At 58.9% G+C, this 20,794-nt stretch carries 19 protein-coding genes; 7 read left to right on the forward strand and 12 right to left on the reverse strand.

The features are described from left to right. Positions 1-48: 48 nt before the first annotated feature. The 6 genes from dapC to typA form a co-directional block, all read right to left on the reverse strand. Positions 49-1,176 (reverse strand): succinyldiaminopimelate transaminase, encoded by a 1,128-nt coding sequence (dapC, locus tag QP977_RS01925; RefSeq protein ID WP_069358852.1) that lies wholly within the window; start codon positions 1,174-1,176, stop codon positions 49-51. Between the two features lie 54 nt (positions 1,177-1,230). Beyond that, the gene (gene fdxA / locus QP977_RS01930) at positions 1,231-1,554 is read right to left on the reverse strand and encodes a ferredoxin (protein ID WP_069358853.1); all 324 of its coding nucleotides are present in this window, start codon (positions 1,552-1,554) and stop codon (positions 1,231-1,233) included. A gap of 232 nt (positions 1,555-1,786) precedes the next feature. Then, positions 1,787-2,308: a hypothetical protein gene (locus QP977_RS01935; protein WP_069358854.1), complete on the reverse strand. Its 522-nt coding sequence runs from the start codon at positions 2,306-2,308 to the stop codon at positions 1,787-1,789. Continuing rightward, complete coding sequence (gene mshB / locus QP977_RS01940; RefSeq protein WP_257073102.1) at positions 2,301-3,254, reverse strand: N-acetyl-1-D-myo-inositol-2-amino-2-deoxy-alpha-D-glucopyranoside deacetylase; 954 nt, start codon at positions 3,252-3,254, stop codon at positions 2,301-2,303. The genes QP977_RS01935 and mshB overlap by 8 nt, the downstream gene beginning before the upstream one ends. Before the next feature lie 8 nt (positions 3,255-3,262). Next, complete coding sequence (locus tag QP977_RS01945) at positions 3,263-5,413, reverse strand: ABC transporter family substrate-binding protein (protein WP_284847086.1); 2,151 nt, start codon at positions 5,411-5,413, stop codon at positions 3,263-3,265. 82 nt (positions 5,414-5,495) lie between these two features. Next, complete coding sequence (gene typA, locus QP977_RS01950) at positions 5,496-7,409, reverse strand: translational GTPase TypA (protein ID WP_016422389.1); 1,914 nt, start codon at positions 7,407-7,409, stop codon at positions 5,496-5,498. Between the two features lie 635 nt (positions 7,410-8,044). Here typA and QP977_RS01955 point away from each other — a divergent pair. The 5 genes from QP977_RS01955 to QP977_RS01975 all read left to right on the forward strand — a co-directional run bounded on the left by QP977_RS01955 (position 8,045) and on the right by QP977_RS01975 (position 12,039). Continuing rightward, positions 8,045-8,737, forward strand: a complete 693-nt coding sequence (locus QP977_RS01955) for an Rv1157c family protein (protein WP_016422388.1) — start codon at positions 8,045-8,047, stop codon at positions 8,735-8,737. Positions 8,738-8,833: 96 nt separating this feature from the next. Then, entirely contained in the window at positions 8,834-9,478 is a 645-nt protein-coding gene (locus tag QP977_RS01960; RefSeq protein ID WP_069358857.1) for a ribonuclease FAU-1 family protein, read from the forward strand. Positions 9,479-9,507: 29 nt separating this feature from the next. Continuing rightward, on the forward strand, positions 9,508-10,119 hold the full coding sequence (locus QP977_RS01965) for a suppressor of fused domain protein (protein ID WP_069358858.1): 612 nt from the start codon (positions 9,508-9,510) through the stop codon (positions 10,117-10,119). Positions 10,120-10,226: 107 nt separating this feature from the next. After that, positions 10,227-10,724: a hypothetical protein gene (locus QP977_RS01970; RefSeq protein WP_069358859.1), complete on the forward strand. Its 498-nt coding sequence runs from the start codon at positions 10,227-10,229 to the stop codon at positions 10,722-10,724. Positions 10,725-10,806: 82 nt separating this feature from the next. After that, entirely contained in the window at positions 10,807-12,039 is a 1,233-nt protein-coding gene (locus tag QP977_RS01975) for an amidohydrolase (RefSeq protein ID WP_284847087.1), read from the forward strand. A 405-nt stretch (positions 12,040-12,444) separates the two neighbouring features. On the opposite strand, the gene QP977_RS01980 is transcribed toward QP977_RS01975, so the two are convergent. The 6 genes from QP977_RS01980 to QP977_RS02005 all read right to left on the reverse strand — a co-directional run bounded on the left by QP977_RS01980 (position 12,445) and on the right by QP977_RS02005 (position 18,165). Then, a complete protein-coding gene (locus tag QP977_RS01980) occupies positions 12,445-13,629 on the reverse strand; it encodes an acyl-CoA dehydrogenase family protein (protein WP_016422383.1) in 1,185 nt (394 codons plus the stop codon). 107 nt (positions 13,630-13,736) lie between these two features. Then, positions 13,737-14,582 (reverse strand): YdcF family protein, encoded by an 846-nt coding sequence (locus tag QP977_RS01985; RefSeq protein WP_070429526.1) that lies wholly within the window; start codon positions 14,580-14,582, stop codon positions 13,737-13,739. Continuing rightward, a complete protein-coding gene (locus QP977_RS01990) occupies positions 14,582-15,097 on the reverse strand; it encodes a nucleoside/nucleotide kinase family protein (RefSeq protein ID WP_049193649.1) in 516 nt (171 codons plus the stop codon). Before QP977_RS01990 ends, QP977_RS01985 begins: the two co-directional genes overlap by 1 nt. Positions 15,098-15,116: 19 nt before the next feature. Continuing rightward, on the reverse strand, positions 15,117-15,887 hold the full coding sequence (locus QP977_RS01995) for an energy-coupling factor transporter transmembrane component T family protein (RefSeq protein ID WP_284847107.1): 771 nt from the start codon (positions 15,885-15,887) through the stop codon (positions 15,117-15,119). Positions 15,888-15,931: 44 nt separating this feature from the next. Continuing rightward, complete coding sequence (locus QP977_RS02000) at positions 15,932-17,548, reverse strand: ABC transporter ATP-binding protein (RefSeq protein ID WP_284847088.1); 1,617 nt, start codon at positions 17,546-17,548, stop codon at positions 15,932-15,934. Positions 17,549-17,556: 8 nt separating this feature from the next. Next, positions 17,557-18,165 carry an ECF transporter S component gene (locus tag QP977_RS02005; protein WP_049189346.1) on the reverse strand — a complete coding sequence of 203 codons (609 nt, stop codon included), beginning with the start codon at positions 18,163-18,165 and terminating at the stop codon, positions 17,557-17,559. Positions 18,166-18,322: 157 nt separating this feature from the next. Here QP977_RS02005 and QP977_RS02010 point away from each other — a divergent pair, with 157 nt between their 5' ends. Both QP977_RS02010 and QP977_RS02015 read left to right on the forward strand, forming a co-directional pair. After that, a complete protein-coding gene (locus QP977_RS02010) occupies positions 18,323-20,374 on the forward strand; it encodes a DUF2339 domain-containing protein (RefSeq protein ID WP_070549486.1) in 2,052 nt (683 codons plus the stop codon). An 89-nt stretch (positions 20,375-20,463) separates the two neighbouring features. Further along, positions 20,464-20,661 carry a hypothetical protein gene (locus QP977_RS02015; RefSeq protein ID WP_049172707.1) on the forward strand — a complete coding sequence of 66 codons (198 nt, stop codon included), beginning with the start codon at positions 20,464-20,466 and terminating at the stop codon, positions 20,659-20,661. Positions 20,662-20,794: the final 133 nt, after the last annotated feature.

A 20,794-nucleotide genomic window follows, 5' to 3' on the forward strand; every position in this document is an offset into this window, starting at 1 on the left:
CACCGTTTGCAGCATTCGGCCTACGCGGGCCAGCACATCTGGCCGGGGCTAGCCGCGAATACGCGCCGCCGCCACTTCGATGTCGTTGAGCGTTGCTGTGAGCCCCACCCGCACGTGCTGCGCACCCTTGGGGCCGTAGAAGCTACCCGGCGCGACCAAAATGCCGCGTTCGGCCAGCCAATCAACGGTCTGCCAGCAGTCTTCCCCGCGCGTAGCCCACAGATAGAGCCCGCCCTCGGAGTCATCGATACGAAAACCTGCGGCTACCAGTGCATCATGCAGAATCTCACGGCGGTCACAGTATCGCTGCTTTTGTTCGGCCTCGTGGGAGTCGTCGTTAAGCGCGGCGATCGTGGCGTGCTGGATGGGTCCCGGCATCATCAGCCCCATGTGACGGCGCACGGAAACCAGCTCGGCGATGAGGTCCGCGTCGCCAGCGAACCAGCCGGTGCGGTACGACGCCATGTTCGACGTCTTGGACAGCGAGTGAATAGCCAGCAGGTTGGTGAAATCACCGTCGCACACTCGCGGGTCGAGAATACTGACTGGCTGTTCAGTCCAACCGAGCCCCAGGTAGCACTCGTCAGAGGCGACAACGACGTCCCGAGCACGCGCCCACTCAACCACCTTGCGCAGGTGTTCAACACCGAGGACCTTGCCGTTGGGGTTGCCCGGGGAATTGATGAACATCAGCGTCGGCGAGGCGGGGCCGATTTGCGTCAGCGAGTCCGCACGCAGCAGCTCAGCGCCTGCGATGCGAACGCCGACCTCGTAGGTGGGATATGCCAGCTCGGGGATGACGACGGTGTGCCCCGCGCCTACGCCGAGGAGGAAGGGAAGCCAGCCAATCGCTTCCTTGGTGCCGATGACCGGAAGCACATTGCCGCCATTGACCGCTGACTCCAGTCCCGTCACGCCGTAGCGCCGCGCCATCGCTGCAACAATCGCAGCACGTAGCTCAGGCGTGCCGACGGTCTGAGGGTAACCCGGTGCGGCAGCACCTTCGGTAAGGCCCTTCCGAATTATCGGAGCGACTTCATCGACCGGTGTGCCGACCGAGAGATTGACCATGCCCTCTTCATGCGCAGCCGCAGTGGCTTTCGCCTGCGTGAGAGAATCCCACGGAAACTGAGGCAAAAGAGAACCGGGAGTTACGCGCTTACGGGCAGCTGACATGGGCGGTGATGAAGTCCTTCCCGGGAAAAGAAATAGGTTTAATCCTCTGTGGTTTTATTCTTCTGCCTGCGGCGGCAGAGCTGCCACGAATGGCACATCGAAGTCCTGGGGGCCGAGCTTGGCGGCACCACCCGGGGAACCCAACTCATCGAACCAGTCGACATTCGCATCGATGAATTCAACCCACTCATCCGGAACATCGTCCTCGTAGAAGATGGCCTCGACTGGGCAGACCGGTTCACAAGCGCCACAGTCCACGCACTCATCAGGATGAATGTAGAGCATGCGCTTGCCCTCGTAAATGCAGTCAACCGGGCACTCTTCAACACAGGCACGGTCGAGGACGTCAACACATGGCTGGGCAATGATGTAAGTCATGGTTTTAGGTTTAAGAACCTTTCTCACAAGATATGGGATGAGGCTTTCGCTATCTGTCGATTATGCCGTTCCGACGAGAAACAGAGCAAAATAGACAGAGCGGTATATTCAGATTGGAGTCTACACCCAACGTGGGTGTTGTTTTCAACTGGCTCCAGAAAGAGCCACATTGATGCGGGCCTGCCCTGTATCAATTCCTCACCGTCTCCTGCAGTATCCGCTGCGGTTTTCGCTAGAGTGCCCGCAGATGGCGCAGTGGCCAGGCACCGCCCAGCACACCGCAAACAAGCAGCAGCACTGTTCGCAACCACTGCCCCATTGCCAAGTCCCCACCGAAGGGCAGCACTGCCCACAGCAGAATGCCTGCAAAGCCCAGCACCCAGATGACAGTCGGAATTGCAGCTTTGGAGCGATCGCGTGTCCACAGCAACGCTGTGTTGGTGATAATCAGATTGGCAATATAGGCCAGCGGAATGGTCCACGGCAACGGAATAGCAACCGAGCCGATGGTAATCCACACTCCGAGGAAAACTACTTCAATCACCAACGCTGCCAACGCAGCCAGCGACAGCCAGACTAGCGCTACTGTGACCTCCCCCTGATGGAAGTTCTCGCGTGGCTGCGAACGTTCCGGGTCACCCCAATAGCGCTCATCCCCGAATGTGCGCTTTTCAATACTCAAGCGCTCGTTCTTCAACTTTCCGCCAGCAGCGTTAATCAAGTCTTCGCTTTCGTGAGGCTGAGGGTTACTCATCGTCCGCACTCCCCTCCGCTTCCAGATCCACGCTCGGTACAGAGTCGACGCTCGCTACCGGCTCTGGCGGTAATTGGATATTCACCAGCTCCCCCAGCTCTTCCAGGGACGCAGCGGTCGCCGTACCAAAACGGTATGCCTCAGTCGGTGTCACCGGCTGACACAGCAAATTGGAAAACGCCCAGACGGCTCGCGCACGACCAGAGCCGTCGGTCTGCCCATAGACAGCATCAGGATTGATCTCGCTAACGGAACCATCGGCGAACCACACTTGTGTCGCATGCGCGCGCATGGCCTCAACCTTGGCAGCCACAGCGGCATCATCCAGCTGAACCTCGAAATGGCCGGTCACGGTAGCGAAGTCGTCGACATCGCACGCCTGCCAGGTCTCCGGCACCACGGTAATGGCATCCAGTCCCGCCGCCATTGCCTCACGATCGGTGACCGCCCACAGCGTCGGAAAGCGATTTCCGCACGCCGCGACAGTGATATCGTGTGCGCGAATGTGGTCCGGGTGCCCATAGCCACCATCGGCATCGTAAGTAATGACCAGATCTGGCTGCAGCTCATCGAGGATGGTGCGAAGCTGGGCTACCGCCTCATCACCTGAGTTCACGAACGCACGGGGATGCTCATTGCCCTTGTCCCCTGCCATACCGGAGTCACGCCAACGCCCGGCACCACCGAGGAAATGCGGCACATTGTCCGGACCATTGGCTCCCAGCGCACGCAGCGCCGAGCGCAACTCGGCGACGCGGAAACCTCCCAACTGATCAGCTTCGTCAGCAACTAGCCCTTGGTACGGCGCGCCGATGACCTCTCCCAGCTCGCCCATCGTGCAGGTCACTACGCTTACCGACGCTCCGGAGCGCGCGGCAGCCGCAATCAAACCACCTGTCCAAATGGACTCGTCATCTGGATGTGCGTGAACAAAAAGTAACTTCACGGGCTTTCTTACTTCCCCTTGTTCTCCTGGTCGGCGTTATCGCGGACTTCTTGGTTCTGACCCGAACCGTCCTGCTCAGTATCTTCGCGCGGATTATCTCCCGGTTGAGAATTCTCAGACGATTCTCGAGTCCCGCTTTGCGTCGCGACTCGGCGAACCTCGCCCAGAACACCGAGGCGGCCCAACACTGGGTCATCAGTCCACTGCGAAGAGTCCTTCCGTCCGGTAATTGTAATTTCCGGGCTGACCACCGTCAGCAAGCCGTCTTTCACCAAGGTCAGCTCGATACTGTGACCAGCAATGATATCGGCAAGTTCAGCGGGCAACGCAGAACTGTCGGGAGCGAGCAGCTCATCAACCTGCGGGTCACAAAGGCCGGAAAGATTCTCGCTCCGAGCAGCCGATTTCGGAGCAACAGGTACTTCGCTGAGATCAGCCGGTTCCGCTGAGGTAGAAGATGTGGACTGCTCAGACGATGTTGTCCCGTCCAGCGAGCTCTGTTCTTCAGCACTCTTTTCCCGATCTCCGCTTGGCGCAGGCTTTGTCGAACTGTCAACGCCCTCAGAATCAGACTCGGATTCTGACTCAGACTCGGTAGCCGACTCTGCGTCTACTTCATCCAGGTCCTTCGGCGGTAGCGAACTGACCGAGCCTTCCGTACACGCATAGCGTTCCCGGGCCGCCTGGACGGAATTGGGCTGCTCTGACCATGCCACCACAGCGTCGACAGTTCCGTAGGGCAACGAAGACCGCAGCATGTCCGCCGGAGAATACGAAACAACGGTGGCGGGGATACCAGCTGCAGTCAACTGGTCAGCGACCGCAAAAGCCGCAGCGCGTGCCGCTATACCGTCGCTAATGATGCCGATTCGTAGCGGATTGTCCTCGGTAAATCCGGCCTGAGGTGCCTCGGATTTCTCCTGTTCACCACCGTCACCAGAACCACCCGCGATTCGGCGTCCGGTGGCTACCTCTGAGACCTGTGCAACGTTGATGGTGCGCAGAATGGCCCGGCGGACGGACTCGTCGGCAAGCCTGCTCGACGCGAGGTTGGTACTGAAAACCAGTTCCCGGTTGGGCTCATGGAAGAACTCAGCAACACCGGGGACCAGACCGAACGTCAGCTCAGAGGTCTCCGTCGGACGGACCTGCACGGCCTGGATCTGCTTCGAACGCAGTTGCTCCGCACCATCGATGGCACTACGCATGGCACGCAGCGTAATAACCTCCGAGGCTGCTGGCTGCTCACCCCAGTAGCGGTCATTTCGAACCAGTCGAATGATGTTGCGGCCGACATCCATCGACTCGACGGCGTACTGCCCACCGGAGGCCGGGAAACGGCTGGCCAGCCCTTCGGAAAAACCATCAGTGTTCGACCGCATCAAATGCGCTGGCAAGAGATGTGCAAACAGGCGCTGCCAATGCGTAATCGGCTGAGTGAACGTCACGTCAATCTGACGGCCACCATCGGAGACATCAATGGATTTAATCAGCTCATAAGTCGCCGTATCCAGCGATCCCGGCGTGGACGTGACTTGGGAAAATAGGTAGCGGAAGTCCTCGCCACTGATTGGCGTGCCATCGCTCCACTGCGCCCCTTTTCGAATGCGGTAGCGGACATGCTCTGCCGCTACCGTCGGATCCGTGATGTCAACATCGGCCGCTTTCCCGTTTCCAGCTCCGTTTCTGGCGTCACCGTCTTTGCTGTCATCACTCTCGATAACCTGCACGGAATCCAGCAAGTCGGAGTTGAGCAGCCACTGGGGAGCACCTGCCGAGCGAGCATTGGCAGCGTTATCCACCACTCCGGGAGCTTGCGCGGAGGCACTAGCGTCACCAGCCTCGCCCTCTACCGGCGCAGGGGTGAAAACACTAGGCAGTGTCAGTCGCGCTACCAGGCTGGTCACCGGGGAGACGTCGGCAAGCAAATGCGGATTGAAGCCTTCGACAAACTCGTCGACACCGACCGTGACTTCACGCATCTTTTTGGCCTGGTCAGCGGTGTCTTCCTGTTGCACCGGCGCTTCCTGCTGCCCGGGCACAGTCGGAGCGTCCGACGGGCGAGCCATGCACGAAGACGCCAAAGCCGCCGTCACGCAGAGTGTCGATGCTACGAAAAATCGACGAGAAGCTGCGTGACGACGGCTGCGAATAAACATATCCACGAGATTACTCGACACCTGGCCGAGTCAGTTACCCCGAGACTGGTTTTCAGGTGGCCCAGTCCCCTAGCAACCCGAATTACTTCTTATTCATGGCCTTTGCGCGGGAACGAGCGCGAGCGCGATCGGTGGCGCTGAGGATCTGCTTGCGTACGCGGATACCCTCCGGAGTGACCTCAACACACTCGTCAGCGCCACAGAACTCCATAGCCTCATCGAGGGAAAGCTTGTGCGCCTTCTCCAGAGTCACGGTCGCATCAGCCGAGGCTGCGCGCATATTCGTCAGCTTCTTTTCCTTGGTGATGTTGATGTCCATGTCCTCATCACGCGGATTCTGGCCAACGACCATGCCCTCGTAAGCCTGGTCACCCGGCTCGACGAAGAAGGTACCGCGGTCAGAAAGCTGAATCAGCGCGTAAGCGGTGATCTGGCCAGTACGGTCAGCGACCAACGATCCTGTCGGACGATCCTTAATCTCGCCTGCCCACTCGCCGTAACCGGCCGAGTAGTGATTGGCGATACCGGTGCCCTTGGTCTCCGTCATGAAAGTAGTGCGGAAGCCAATCAGACCGCGGGACGGAATGAGGAACTCCATGCGCACCCAACCGGTGCCCTGGTTACCCATCTGCTCCATGCGCCCCTTACGAGCCGCCATCAGCTGAGTGACAGCGCCCAGGTGCTCTTCTGGAACATCGATGGTCAGGTGCTCGTACGGCTCCTGAACCTTGCCGTCGACGGTCTTGGTAACAACCTGCGGCTTACCGACGGTCAGCTCAAAGCCCTCACGACGCATAGTTTCAACCAGAACGGACAGCGCCATTTCACCACGGCCCTGCACCTCCCAGGCATCCGGGCGCTCGGTCGGCAGCACGCGCAGCGAGACGTTACCAATCAACTCCTGGTCCAGGCGGGCCTTGACCATACGAGCGGTCAGCTTATCGCCACCACCCTGGCCTGCCAGTGGCGAGGTGTTCACGCCGATCGTCATAGAAATAGCCGGCTCATCGACCAGGATGCGCGGCAGCGGGTCCGGATGCTCGGCATCACAGAGAGAGTCACCGATCATGACCTCGTCGATACCGGAGATAGCGGCGATGTCACCAGCAATGGCCTCTTCAGCAGGTACGCGGGTCACGCCGACGGTACGCAGCAGCTCCGCGACCTTCGCATTCTTGACATGCTCATTGCCCTCGGAGTCGTAATGAATCCACGAAATCTGCTGTCCCTTGCGGATACGGCCCTTATGGATACGAATCAGACCAATTCGACCGAGGAAGGAGCTGGAGTCCAGGTTGGTAACCTGCGCCTGCAGCGGGGCATCAATCTCAGCGGACGGCTCCGGGAGCACCTCGGTGATGACGTCGAACAGCGGCTGCAGGTTCTCAGACTCCGGCAAGTTGCCGTTACCCGGGTTCTCGGTAGAAGCCTTACCGGCACGACCAGAGGCATAGAGAACCGGCAGCTCAAGGTTGCGCTCAGCGACCTCAGCAGCTTCCGGGTCTTCCAGGGTGGAGGCTAGCTCGAGCAGCAGATCCTGTGCTTCCTCGACAACCTCGTCGATACGTGCATCTGGGCGGTCAGTCTTATTGACCACGATAATCACCGGCATGCAGGCAGCAAGCGCCTTGCCCAGGACGAAGCGGGTCTGCGGCAGCGGACCTTCAGAGGAGTCGATCAGCAGCACGACACCGTCAACCATGGACAGTGCGCGCTCCACCTCGCCACCAAAGTCGGCGTGACCAGGGGTGTCAATGACGTTGATGATGAGGTCTTCGCCGTTCTTGCCCTCACCTTTTCGGCGAATAGCGGTGTTCTTCGCCAAGATGGTGATGCCCTTTTCCTTTTCAAGGTCACCAGAGTCCATCACTCGGTCTGCAACTTCTTCGTGGTCGCTGAAAACGCCGGACTGCTCCAGCATGGCGTTCACGAGAGTGGTCTTGCCATGGTCGACGTGTGCGACAATGGCGACATTACGGAACTCGGTATCGCTCACAGGCGGATAGCTCCTAACAAGCTAAGAGGACTAAAAGAAAAAGATACGGCCTTGCTCTAAAGGACTGTCTTTACGACTGCCTTTAACGCCCCGCATCAACGCGTAATAAAGCGTTCTACAGTGTACTCCTTCTTAATGCCCCTGCACATCTGGCAGAGATTCTCGCAACCCCGAGCACCTATCCGTCATGCAAAGTGGCACTGCCGCGCCACCCTTAGGGATAAATTACCCCCTTACTGCACCCCCGCTTTACCGACAGTCATAACGGCATATCCGCCAGCGCCACAACGCTTCACGACGGCAATCTCTCAGCCCGCCATGTGACACATGTGACCAAATGCCATAGTTGTAACCCCACGGGATGAGACTTGACTTCACCCGCTTACGCGCTGCGAAACACCATTAACACCACAGGCATACATGACGTCACAATTTTCACAATCATCTCGTTCTACATCAAAAATCACTCTAATTAACTTGCGACACACGGGAATCCGTGCGTTAATCTCCTGAGAAGATTCTGAACATTTCTTTTTCAAATCTTTCCATTTCACGTTGGAGTCGTTCTAAGATGAGCAACGATTCCGAAATTTTGATTCCGACTCCAATAGCCCACGAATGAGAGGTTCTTCACCGTGGTTTCGACTGGACGCTCCTTCCTGCGCCGTGCCGCAGCGACCTTGGGTGCAGCTGCAATTCTCACTGCGGGCATGACTCCCGCCGCTTCTGCTTCCCCGTCGCTGGACTCCCTGAACATCGCTTCGCCGAATCTCTACGGCAACGCGCGCGACATCATTAACTCCCCAGGCGTTCCTGAGGAAATTTCCAGCGCACTGAACAAGGGAATTGACTTCCTGACTGGTGAGGGCGAGGGCGAGCCGGGCTTCAAGGTTCCGGAAGGTGCCCCGAAGACCAACCAGTTCCTGCTGCCTACTGTTGCCGACAAGTGCATCGGCGGCGAAGGTCGTTCCTTCGGCCTGGCCACTACCGTTCCGGGCCCGGCAGACCTGCCTCTGCCAGGTGTTCCAGAAAACCAGCTTGGCTTCATTTTCACTGGCCTGGGCACCAAGCAGCTGGCTAAGCAGCAGGACACAGAGATGAATGTCTACTGGGTCAACGTTGCTAACGGCAAGTACGGCAAGACCACCCTGGAGAACAACGGCATCAACGCCGAGGAGGGCCCGGGCGCTGTCAACGGCACCGCTGACACGGGCAAGGGCGTGGTCATCGCTGTCATGCAGGGCGGTATCACCACTCAGGAAGAGCCTGGTCCGACCAACTGCAGCTACACTCCGACCGCCGGTGTCTTCCCGGTCGGCCTGAACTAAGTTTTTCTAGTTCTCCCCTAGCCCTTTTTGCATCACGTATGCAGAAAGGGCTTTTCTATGCCCAAAAAGGCAACCCCTACACGTTAAGGTATTCGCATGTCCACTTCACCGGCCACTTCGGCTTCGACCGCGGCAGCTCCTGCACTCTCCCCAATTCGCTCGAGTCAGGACACACATCCTCCGAAAGTCGAGACCTTTGACCTACGTGAAATGGTCAACACCGACCCCAAGGGCTTTCGGCGCAATGTCGACGAGTTCCGAACTCTCACTCCCAGCCGCCTTTATATGCGCCGTGGGATGGATCATCCAAAGTTTGGATATCTTGAGTCATTCCTGCTTGCCGACGAGGGGTTGCGCATCAGCATTTATCACTTCCGCCCGGGCGTGAAGGTGGAACACCAACGCTACGTCGATATTGTCAGCATCGACCGGACTGATCCGCAGTGCTGGCGTATGACCGATTTGTATCTCGACATCCTGCAGGCACCGACCGATCCTGAGGCCATAGCTCCCCTACCTGTCGATGCGACCACACAGATTCGCGTTGAAGATGTCGACGAGCTCGTCGCGGCCCACACTCAAGGGCTGATTAGCGATGAACTCACCGAATTCGCTATCGAGACCACGCTGACTGCACGCGCCGCAATCGCTGCACACGGTGACAACATTGATACGTGGATGCAGACTTTGAACCTCGATGCGACGTGGGCTGATGCTGTTGAGCTTTCGCCCGCAACCTAAAATGACCACCTCAACAAGGAGTACCGCCCGTGTTCGATAACTTAACCGGCCCCATTCCTCCCGCCGGCCCTGATAGCAATGCGATCATCAAAGCCGTCCGAGCAGCATTTACCTCCTACTTTGAAGAGTCCAAACCCGGCGAAGCCCAGCTGACCTTCCTTGGCTCTGCGCCACTGAAGATGCTGCGCTTCGGACCTGACACAGACCGGATTGTCACCTATGCAACACTCGGCTGCAGTGCCGAGGCGATGCAGGATCCGTCCGCAATGGTGGTGGACACCAACTCTGGCCCGCGCGCCGAGCTCATCTTGCCTATTCGTGGTGGACTGGACGAAGTCATCCGCCCGCTGGGTATTCTTGCCGCTTCCCCAAGCATCGAAGGCCTCATCCTCACCGAGGGGGCACTAATCGACTTCGGCCAGCCACTGTGGGATCAGTCGCGCTTCACCGGTTTTGTGCTGCTCAAGGCAGAAATCCCGCCGGTCGCGATAGAGGAAACCGAAGTCACAATCTTCCAGCCGGTCCCCGCCACGACCAACGAATTTGCCCTTGCTCGCGCTAAGGGCGTTGACGAACTGCGTCGCGTGTGGGAAACCCAAGGTGTCGACTTCACCGACCCGCACCGCACCAGCGCTGTATAAAAGTTAGCTTTTGTGGTGGTTGCCGGTTATCTGCTCGTCGGCAAGCGATAAGTTCAACCTAGCAGTGACGTTTCGCGCCGCGACAGCGTGGTTTAGAGTATGGAATTATGGCAGTCAATTCGGCTAAAGACGTTCCTTTCCATGCGGCGCAGTCCTTTAGGTGGTGGCGGCTCGCGGTATATGTTTACGTCCCAGCGCTAATCCTCACCGTGGTCAGTTCCCTATTGAAATGGGACGCGACTGTTACGGAAGCGGCAAAGGCCAACAACATCGAGGTTTCTGCTGCGCAGACCAGCTTGGCCGTGAGCTTCGCGTTCGCGATTATCGCGCAGACGGCAACGGCGATTGCGTGCTGGTGGCTTGCCGGCAAACTCCTTGAAGGATCGACTGCAGCGCGCACGGTGCTGTCCGTGGCGGCGGCAGTTTTTGTCATTAATGCATCAATGACGCTGGTCGGAACGATTTCCCAGGTACGCTCCGGAGACTCGTCGGTGCTCGGTTTGATTACAGCTGGCCTGCTGATCGTTGCCTCTATCATCGCCGCAACTGCAACCGCCCAGTCCTACCGCGGCGAGCGTAACCAGAAGTTCTTTGTGACGACGTAGGCAGCTCTTAGAGGTTTGGGGCGGGACGGGGATGCCTTCCAGGGCCTCCACCGTCCGCTTTAGGTCGGCGTACATTTTAGGTATGCGCACTAATACTGAGAGCGCCAGAAAGATTCTGAATGGTCTCGCGTCCACCCAGTCCCAGCGCGAGGAACTGTACAAATATTTCCACCAGCACCCTGAGCTTTCCATGCAGGAGCACAGCACTGCAGACCGGATTATTCAGGAGCTCGAAGCTTCAGGTATTTCCACACATCGCATCGGAGACACCGGCATCGTTGCCATTATTGAGAACGGTGCCGGGCCGATTGTAGCTATGCGCGCAGACATTGATGCGCTACCGGTGAAGGAGACTTCCGGCAAAGACTACGCCTCCACAGCAACGCAGATTGATGAAAAGACCGGCACAGAGGTCCCCGTCGCCCACGCTTGTGGGCACGACTTCCACCTGATGTCTTTGCTCACAGCGCTGCAGGCTTTCAACGAAAACCTTGATCAGTGGTCTGGCACATTCATCGGTATTTTCCAACCCGCTGAAGAAACCGCCGAAGGTGCACGCGCAATGCTGGCGGCAGATCTGGAGAAGGCTATTCCGCGTCCCGATGTTTATCTCGGTCAACACGTACTAGCTAGCTTGCCCGGCGGCTATGTGGGCACTCGCCGCGGGCCAGTTCTCTCCTCTGCATTCTCGGTCAAAGTCACTGTGTACGGTAATGGCTCCCATGGATCCATGCCGGAGCTCAGTGTCGATCCCGTTGTCTTGGCATCCACCATTGTGATGCGTCTTCAGACGATTGTCTCGCGTGAGGTAGCAGCCACCGAGACCGCAGTGGTGACCGTTGGCGCGATTCAGGCGGGAACTAAGTCCAACATCATCCCTGACTCCGCAGAGCTGCTCATCAACACTCGTGCCTACAACAGCGCCGTGACCGAACACCTCAAAGAGGCAATCGAGCGCATTGTACGAGCAGAGTGCGTTGCTGCCCGCAGCCCTCAAGACCCGCAGTTCACTTACTACGACCGCTATCCCCTCACGAATAATGACGGGGATGCCACGAATACTGTGCGCGAGGCATTCGACGCGTACTTCGGTGATGAAGTCTCCGACTTGGACGCAGTGCCCGCCTCTGAAGATTTCTCAATCATCCCCGATGCGCTTGGCGTGCCATATACGTACTGGGGGCTCGGCGGCTTCGCGGATGAGAGCAGCGCTGTTGGCAACCACAACCCAGCTTTTGCCCCTGACCTCCAACCCACTCTTGACCGGGGCGCAGAAGCAATCGTTGTAGCTGCCTGTGCTTGGTTGGCGAAATGAGGGTGTGATTAGCGAGGCTGATGCGTGCGGCTGCAGGCGAGCTGGTGGATGGTGTAGTGCCGGACTCGTGCGGGACTCGTGCGGGACTCGTGCGGGACGGCCGAAAAAACCGGGGGTTAAGCGAACAAGTAGGCCCCGGCGCACGCCGACCGGACATGCTTCTTGCTACTTAACCCAAAAACTTACGGGCTGCAAATGTGAAACTGTATGAGTTTATGACACTTTGAAGCCGTTTTTCGGGCCATTTCTGTCATAAACGCAGTCAGTAACTCGCATCGCCCCACCGCCGCTGGTCATAAATGCAGTCAGTAACTCGCATTGGGGTTAAGCGACAAATCCTGAGTGATGCGGTGGCATGAAAAAGCCCCCGCCTTGGTAGCGAGGGCTTAGCGTTTACGCTGGTGATTAGCGCTTCTGTGCGTCTGCGAGAATCTGGCGACCTGCGACCATGCGGCAAATCTGGTTGGTGCCCTCGTAGATCTGGGTGATCTTGGCGTCACGCATCATGCGCTCAACCGGGAAGTCACGGGTGAAGCCGTAACCGCCGAGCAGCTGCACGGCATCGGTGGTGACCTGCATAGCAACGTCAGAGGCGAAGGTCTTGGCGTTTGCGGCCATCAGACCCAGGCGAGCGCCGCCCTCAGCGGTGCCACGCTCAGCGTTAGCGGCTGCGGTGTAGACCATGAGACGAGCAGCGTCAATCTTCATACGCATGTCAGCCAGCATGAACTGGGTGTTCTGGAAAGCAGCAATCGGCTTGCCGAACTGCTGACGCTCCTGCACGTAACCAACGGCGTAGTCGTAAGCACCCTGCGCGATGCCCAGTGCCTGTGCACCAATAGTCGGGCGGGTGTGGTCCAGGGTCTCCAGGGCAGTCTTGAAACCGGTGCCCTCTTCGCCGATGATGCGGTCAGCCGGGATGCGGCAGTTTTCGAAGTACAGCTCCGCGGTCGGGGAACCCTTGATACCCAGCTTGTGCTCCAGGCCACCGACGCGGAAACCCTCGTCGTCCTTGTGGACCATGAATGCAGAGATGCCGTTGGCACCCTTCTCCGGGTCGGTGACAGCCATGACGGTGTACCAGGTGGAGCGGCCACCGTTAGTGATGAAGCACTTGGAGCCGTTGAGGACCCACTCATCGCCCTCACGGACCGCGCGGGTCTTCATGGAACCGGCATCCGAACCGGCCTCACGCTCAGTCAGTGCGTAGGAAGCCATTTCACCGTTGGCGATGTCCGGCAGGACCTTGCTCTTCAGCTCGTCGGAGCCCTTGAGGATCAAGCCCATGGTGCCCAGCTTGTTCACAGCCGGGATAAGAGAAGCCGAGCCACAGACACGAGCAACTTCCTCAATGACAATGCAGGCCGCAACCGAGTCCGCACCCTGGCCACCGAACTGCTCCGGCACGTGGACGGCGTTGAAGCCGGCCTCGTTGAGAGCCTTCAGGGCCTCCTCCGGGAAACGCTCGTTCTCATCGACGTCCGCTGCGTACGGAGCAATCTGCTTCTCCGCCAGATCACGGATAACGGCGCGGAGCTCCTGGTGCTCCTCTGGCAGCTGGAACAGGTCGAATCCTGGGGTCAAAGCCATGTGGGTGTTCCTCCCGATTTAATGATTCCGATGTCGTGTTCGATATCGCGCTCTACGCATTTCTACGCAGCACTATCACCGCACGACGTATTTATCTTCGTTCGATACTAGTGGCTAACGCTTCGCGCTACCCGCGAAATTCGTAAAATTCTCGCGTTGCCGCTCGGCGCCCACAGAATAAACTGCGCGAGGAATTCCCGCAGCAGCGATGTCGCCCAGTACCTCAACGGCGTATAGGCCCCGACGACACACCAGGATTCCAGCCCCCGTTCGCGCATGAGCTTCGCTACCCGTGGCGCATGAAAATCACTGGTCACAACAACCGTTCCAGCGCTCAACGCACCGTCCATGCCGCGCATCAATTCGCACGCATAGTCAATGTTTTCCGACGTATTCGTCGATTGGTCCTCGGGGATCAACTCGATGTCGCCACGCTTTACGACGTCCCCAGCGTTCGCCTCCAACCACTCCACCATGGCGTCCGCTTCGGAGCAGGTGGCATCTGTCACCGCTTCACTGCCGACCCCACCGGAGCAGATGATTCGCTCGGTTCGCTCATCACACGCTGAGACTGCTCGCTGTAATCTTCTGGCCAGCAGGGCCGAGGGCCGATTGTTCTTCAATCCGCATCCCAGCACAACCACGGTGTGTGGCGGCAGAGTTGGTTTTTTGGCTGCACATCGAAGACGAACGGCCTCGAAAACGATCGCTGCGGCTCCTGGTACTGCGAGGCCGGCGAGCAGGGGCGTCGTCAAGCGATGCGATGCGCGAGCGTAGTAGGCGCGGTAGCTGGCCAGTGTCCACGCGGCACCTACTGTGGGAAGAACCCACCGCGGAGGTCTGCGATTGGGCAGGCGTGGTGGGCGTAGCTCCGAATTAGCGGCGACGCGTAGTCCGCCGACGAGGAGCATGGAACCGAAGCCTGCACCGAGGCACGCGAGTGTTTTTCTCATCAGAGCTTCCACGTTAACTGTTCTGGGACGTTGATGGTCCAGTCGACGAGCTGTTGCGGATTGTGCTTCGCCATATGCTGGGATTCCTGCTCGGCCCACATGTCCCAGTGTTCCTCGAAGTGGTCGTCGCGAGCCATGGCACGGGCAAATCGAGTCTGCGTGTCCAGCTCTACCCAGACTCCCCAGGCGTTGCCGTCGCCGATGGCGCGGGCAGCGGCAAGGTTAGCTTCAGTGACAGCGCCACAGCCTTCAACGATGAGCGAGGAGTCCGGTGGCGTGGGGACCCACTCGGCGAATTCACTGGCGTACCAGTCCCAACGGCGATACCCGCGCTCATCGGCCGGTAGAGCGGGGTTCAAAATGGTCTCCGCAACTGCGGCCGATGCTTTCTGCAGACCGGACCAGCCCGGATATACATCCTCCAAGTGGATAACTGGCCAACCGAGGATACTGTGCAACTTTGCCGAAAAGGTGGTTTTGCCACTGCCGGAACGGCCGTCGATAAGCAGAATCATCGTGATTGAAACGCCTTTGCTACGCTACGCCCAGGAAGCGGAACTCCCCGGCCCACACGGAAATACCGATTGCTGCGACGGCGATGGCAAGGCAGGCGGCCATGGTGGCATAGTCACGCGTGGCCAATGTCGAGGTGTGCCACCACGTACGCTTAATCGGTGTGCCAAAGCCGCGGGCTTCCATGGCTGTAGCCAGTTTGGTGCCGCGGCGCAGCGCAAACACCAGCAGAGCGAACACCTGAGAAATAGTGCGGCGGATTGCGCCGTGGTCACCCAAACCGCGTGCGCGACGGGCTCGGGTCAGCGCCTGCCAATCGCTGATGAATAGGCCGACGAGTCGCAGACTCGCCACCGTTGCCAGCACAAACCGGCTGGGCAGCTTGAGAATCTGCGCCAGCCCATTGCCCAGATCGGTGGGGTCGATATTGGCTGTCAGCACGATAACTGGAGTACCGATAGCCAGCACACGCAACATGATCGCGATGGCCAGGGAAATGGAATTATCCGTCACATGCGCAAGCAGAAAGGAGAAATACTCTTTGCCCTCCGGGTTACCGTAGAGCGCCATCGAGATTCCTGAGATGGGCGCGGCAATAAGAAGTGGCAGGCTGCGTCCTAGAAAACGACGAAAACCCAAACCCGACAGCGGCACCAAGAAAAGCGTGCAGACAAGCGCAACCACTGCGGAGACCCAGTCGATGGAAATCAGCAGCGGTGTGGTGAGCAAGAATAGGCCCAGTACTCTCGCCACCGGGTTGACCGTCGCGAGGAAAGGCTGCTTACTCGAAATGGCGCTCTGCGTACCTTCAGCCGTACCGGCGGAACCGACTTCAGTCACGGTTTCCCTCCTGCTTCGCCCTGGCCGCGCGAACCGCTATTGCTGCTCGGACCGGCCTGCTCCCCTGAACCACGCTGTCCCGGCGCCGCAGGGCCTGGCCACTCCGGATGAAACATATCCATGTCAACGACGTAGTCCCCCATCGCTTGGACCACCAACGGATCGTGGGTAATCGAAATAACAGTTCGGCCGTCGTCTGCAAGCTGGCGAAGCAAAGTGAGCAGCTCGGTGAATGTCCGACGGTCTTGGCCGAAGGTCGGTTCGTCGAGAAGCACAATATCCGGCGCTGTCGCCAGCATGGTCGCCACCGACAGGCGTCGCTTCTCACCGCCGGAGAGCGAGAACGGATTCGCCTTGGTCAGGGCCGTTAGCCGCAGCCGCTCAAGTAATTCCTCGATGCGCTTATCAGCGTTGACACCGACAAGCTTCGGTCCAAGCTGCAACTCTTCCAGCACTGTGCCGGTGACGAATTGGTGCTCGGGGTCTTGGAAGACCGTGCCAATCCGAGTAGCCAACTTCTTCGACGGCCATTTCCACGGCGCACTACCGCTGCCGGCCACTTGGACCGTGCCCGCCATCGGCTCAAGCAGGCCGCCGAGCGTCAGCGCTAACGTGGACTTCCCGCTGCCGTTGTGACCAACGATGCAGGTGGAAGCTTCTGACGGGATAGAAACTGACACATCGCGAGCAATCGGCTCAACAGTTTCGCTACCCCTGAACCACGACTTCTTCGCGCCATAGCCGATGTCCAGCTCGCGGGTTTCGATCGCGATGTCACCGCTAGGGTGCCCGTCCTGGTCGCAGGCAACTGAACGCGCGTCCGGCAGCGCGGGCGGAGCACCCGGAATCCACACCCCAGCATCCGTCAGAGCCTGCCCGTAGTCTTCCAAGACCCGATGCGGTGCACCATCGGCAATCACACCTCCGCGGCCCAGCACGATGATGCGGTCGACCACATCGACCCACGCATCCACTCGATGCTCGACCACAATCAGTGCCGCACCGGTCCTCTCCGCCGCGGTAATCGCAGCATCGCGTAGTACCGGCACACCGGCCGGGTCGATGTTGGCCGTCGGCTCGTCCAAACAAATGACCCGTGCGCCCATTGCCAGCACACCTGCCAATGCGAGGCGCTGCTTCTGCCCACCCGAAAGCCTGTGCGTGGGATGATCCAGCGGCAAATCCAGCCCCACCAAATCCAGGCTGGCGCGCACTCGGTTGCCAATCTCAGCCGGGGCAACGCCCAGGTTTTCCGCACCAAAGGCGACATCGTCGCCAACGCGAGCACTAATCGTCTGCGAGTCAGGGTCTTGCAGCACCAAGCCCACCGCGCCCCGTGCGGAAGCAGGAGTACGACCTTCAATCAGGAGCTTTCCGGTGGCTTCGCCATCGGAGTCGTCGCCAAGCACGCCAGCAATAGCGGCGAGCAGCGTCGACTTCCCCATCCCCGACGCGCCGAGCAACAGCACCTTTTCACCGCGCTCGATGTCCAGCGTGATGTCGTTCAGTACCGCAGCTTTGCGCCCCGCGTGCCGATATCCGAACCCCCGCGCGCTCACCGCAGGGACATTTCCGCTTGACGACGGCCCCCGCGTCAACGCCTCATCTGTCATCGATTTTCCTAGACGTCGTCGTGCCGCTCTCGCCCGATGGCAAAACGATCCAGCGCTCCAGTTGCCGCCAGTGCCTTAGCCAGGAAGTAAGCCAGCAGACCGGCGAGGACGGCACCCGACAGCGCCGTGGAGATCAGATAGATGACGTTGAATTCGAAAGTCTTGGCCAGGTTGCCAGTGAAAAGCTCGAAAGTCCATGCGCCGACACCTGCCATGAGACCGGAGATAACCACGGTGGCCAGGTTGTAGCTCTTATACGCCAGAATGAGGAACACCAGCTCCGCACCGAGCCCCTGCGCCAAACCTGAGTACAGGGTGGAGATACCCCACTGGTTACCGATCAGTGCTGAAACCGTCGCCGCGATTACCTCGACGAAGATAGCTGCACCCGGCTTGCGAATGATGTACGCGCCGAGCGGACCACCGAGGAACCACATACCAGCGACCAAACCGCCAAGACCAGGAGTAAGCGCGTTGACTGCTTCATAGCCCGCACCGCCGATGATGTTCCAGATAACAAAAATCAGGCCAACGGCCACGCCGATAACAGCTGCAATGATGATGTCAATATTGCGCCACGAGAAGTTAGCGCGCGCTGCACTCGCCGATTGCGTCATCCCACTTGCTCCTATTTTTCTTTAACTCGAGCGGTATTGCTCAAACATTATTGATGTATTCATTAGCGGCGTATGAAGCCTGTGTCGACACGCCCTAAGCACTAACTTTTGCCTACCCTACCGCGCCCAGCAGATGGCCTAGATAACATAAGGAACCATGACTAAAGCCGAGCGGTCATCTACAGGAGATACCCCAACTGCCCAAACCCCTCATACGCCGCCAGTCGGCGATGAGGGGACAGCCGCGAATTCCGCAGTGAAAACTGCCGAGGACCCTGGTGCTGACAACACCGCTGAGCAGGAGAGTTCTCGCCCATACTACATGCCCACATTGACGTGGGGCGAGCGACTTGACCTGTCTGCGAAGCAATGGTGGCCACTCATCGGAGTTGTTATTGCGATACAGCTTGTCGCTCGCATTCTGGTACTGACTAGCCATGGTTTTTACTGGGATGACTTCATCATTGTTGGCCATCTTTACGACACCCCACTGCTGAGCAAGGACTACCTGCTTCAGGATCACGACGGGCACCTTGCACCACTGGCCTTCTTGGTGCAAGGCCTCTATCACCTCATCGCACCGTGGAACTGGTGGCTACCGGCTATCACCATGGCCGTGATGTCGGTAGTGCTGACATACGCCACAGCTAAACTCTTTGAGCTTCTCACCGGCCGTACGCTGGTATCGCTCTTCCTCATCACGGTCGTCGCCTGGACTCCGCTGATGCTTCCGGGCGACACCTGGTGGTCGGCCGCGGCCAATTCCCAGCCGTTCCACCTGGCATTCGTGATCTTCATGATTGTCGCCATTCGCACCACTATGCGTCGTTCCTTCGGCCCCCGCCCGTGGGAAGCCGTAGGCCTGTTCGTGCTGCTGGCAGTGGCGCTGGGATTCTTTGAGAAGTCCCTGGCTATCGCACCGATCTCCATGCTGGTTGTCGTCACGTTGGCTTACATGGAGCGCAGAAATATCCTGCAGGTTCTCCGCGGCGGCCTCGTCATCTGGATCCCATCGATGCTGCTGACCGGCGCCTGGGCACTGTGGTACTACTTCGGTCCCGCCGAAACCACCGGCTTCATTTCTGACAAGCTGCAGCCCGAACTGTTCTTCAACGGCCTCGGCCAGATTTTTGCCGGCATCATCGGCGGACCAACAAGCTGGGAACGCTGGGCTCCGGGACAGCCGTTTGCCTCCGCTTCGTCTCAGCTGATTACTCTCGGTGGCATTATCCTGTTGATTCTGTCCGCCACCCTCATCGGCCGCGATTACCGTGGCTGGGCTCCGTGGACGCTATCGGTGGCGTACATGTTCACCACCTTGTTCGCCATCACCCTGTTCCGCTCGGGAGAGAACACCTCTGGCGTGCTGGCGCACACTTTGCACTACTACTCTGATGTCGCGCTCGTGATCGTAATCTGCGTCGCGATCTCCCTGGCTGGACTCCCACCGAAGGACGAGGCGCCAGCGCTGCTACCGGCTCGTACGCACATTCTGATTTGGTCGCTGGGCATCGCGCTGGCTGTCACCTCCACGATTTCCGTGGTCACTTACCGCAATGCCTGGTCTGATGACATCGCAATGGAGTGGATCGGCAACACCAAGGCGTCGCTGTCCGCGCTGCGCGAGGAAGCCGATGCCGCTGGCCCCGACAAGGCGATCGACTACAATCTCATCGACCAGCCCGTCCCCTTCGAAGTTCTCGTGCCCGTCGCCGCTCCGATGAACATGTACTCGCGGGTGTTTGATGCGGTCTCCGATCGCCCGCCGTTTGAGCGCGTCACCGGTCACCCGCGCATGTTCAATACAGACGGTTCGCTTATCGACGCCAAGGTCTCCGAGGTCACCCGTGTCACTGACGGCCCTGTCGAGCAGTGTGGCCATCGCATCACAGTTGGCGAGGACGGCACTGCGTCGGAGGACATCAAGTTGGAGAACATCATCAAGCTCGGTGACTGGGTGCTTGAGTTCCCGGCCACCGCCTCCGAGGACATGGACGTGCGCCTGTCGCTCCCCAATCCTTTCGAGACTGAAGAGCAAACCCGCGGTGGTTCCACAGTCGTGAAGATGAACAACGATCTGCGACCGCGCTATGTGTACCTCAACGGTGGCGGAAATACTCTCCATGTCGATGTGGAGAAGGCGACTCCGGGGGCAACCCTATGCATCGGCGCGGGGGCGATTGGCCCCTTGGTTCCCGCAAGCCGTTAAGAATCCTCTAAGATATTGCTTTAAGATAATGTGAGAAAAGTTTATTAGCCCCTTGTAGCTATTGTTTTTCCGACAGAGGAGCCACATCCATGCGTAACCGCATCGCCGGCGCTATCGCCGCATCCGCCATTGCCGCAGCAGCCCTGGTCGCTTGCTCTCCCCCGAATCAGGTTGACTCGGACGTGAAGGTCGGCGACCAGGCCAACCCGTCGGAGACCTTCGAGCAGAAGGCCACCACTCCGGCATCCTCCGACGAGATGACCCCTGCTGAGACCGCAGAGATGTAATCACTGCATCTGCGAAAACAGGGGTAGCCAGCAAACATAAACGCAGTCACTACCCCTTGTGCCCACTCATCGATGGGGCACGAAAGAATTACCGCCTGGACATTGTGTCCGGGCGGTTTTGGTTCTCCGAGGG

Source organism: Corynebacterium sp. MSK012, assembly GCF_030232435.1.
Classification (GTDB): Bacteria; Actinomycetota; Actinomycetes; order Mycobacteriales; family Mycobacteriaceae; genus Corynebacterium; species Corynebacterium jeikeium_D.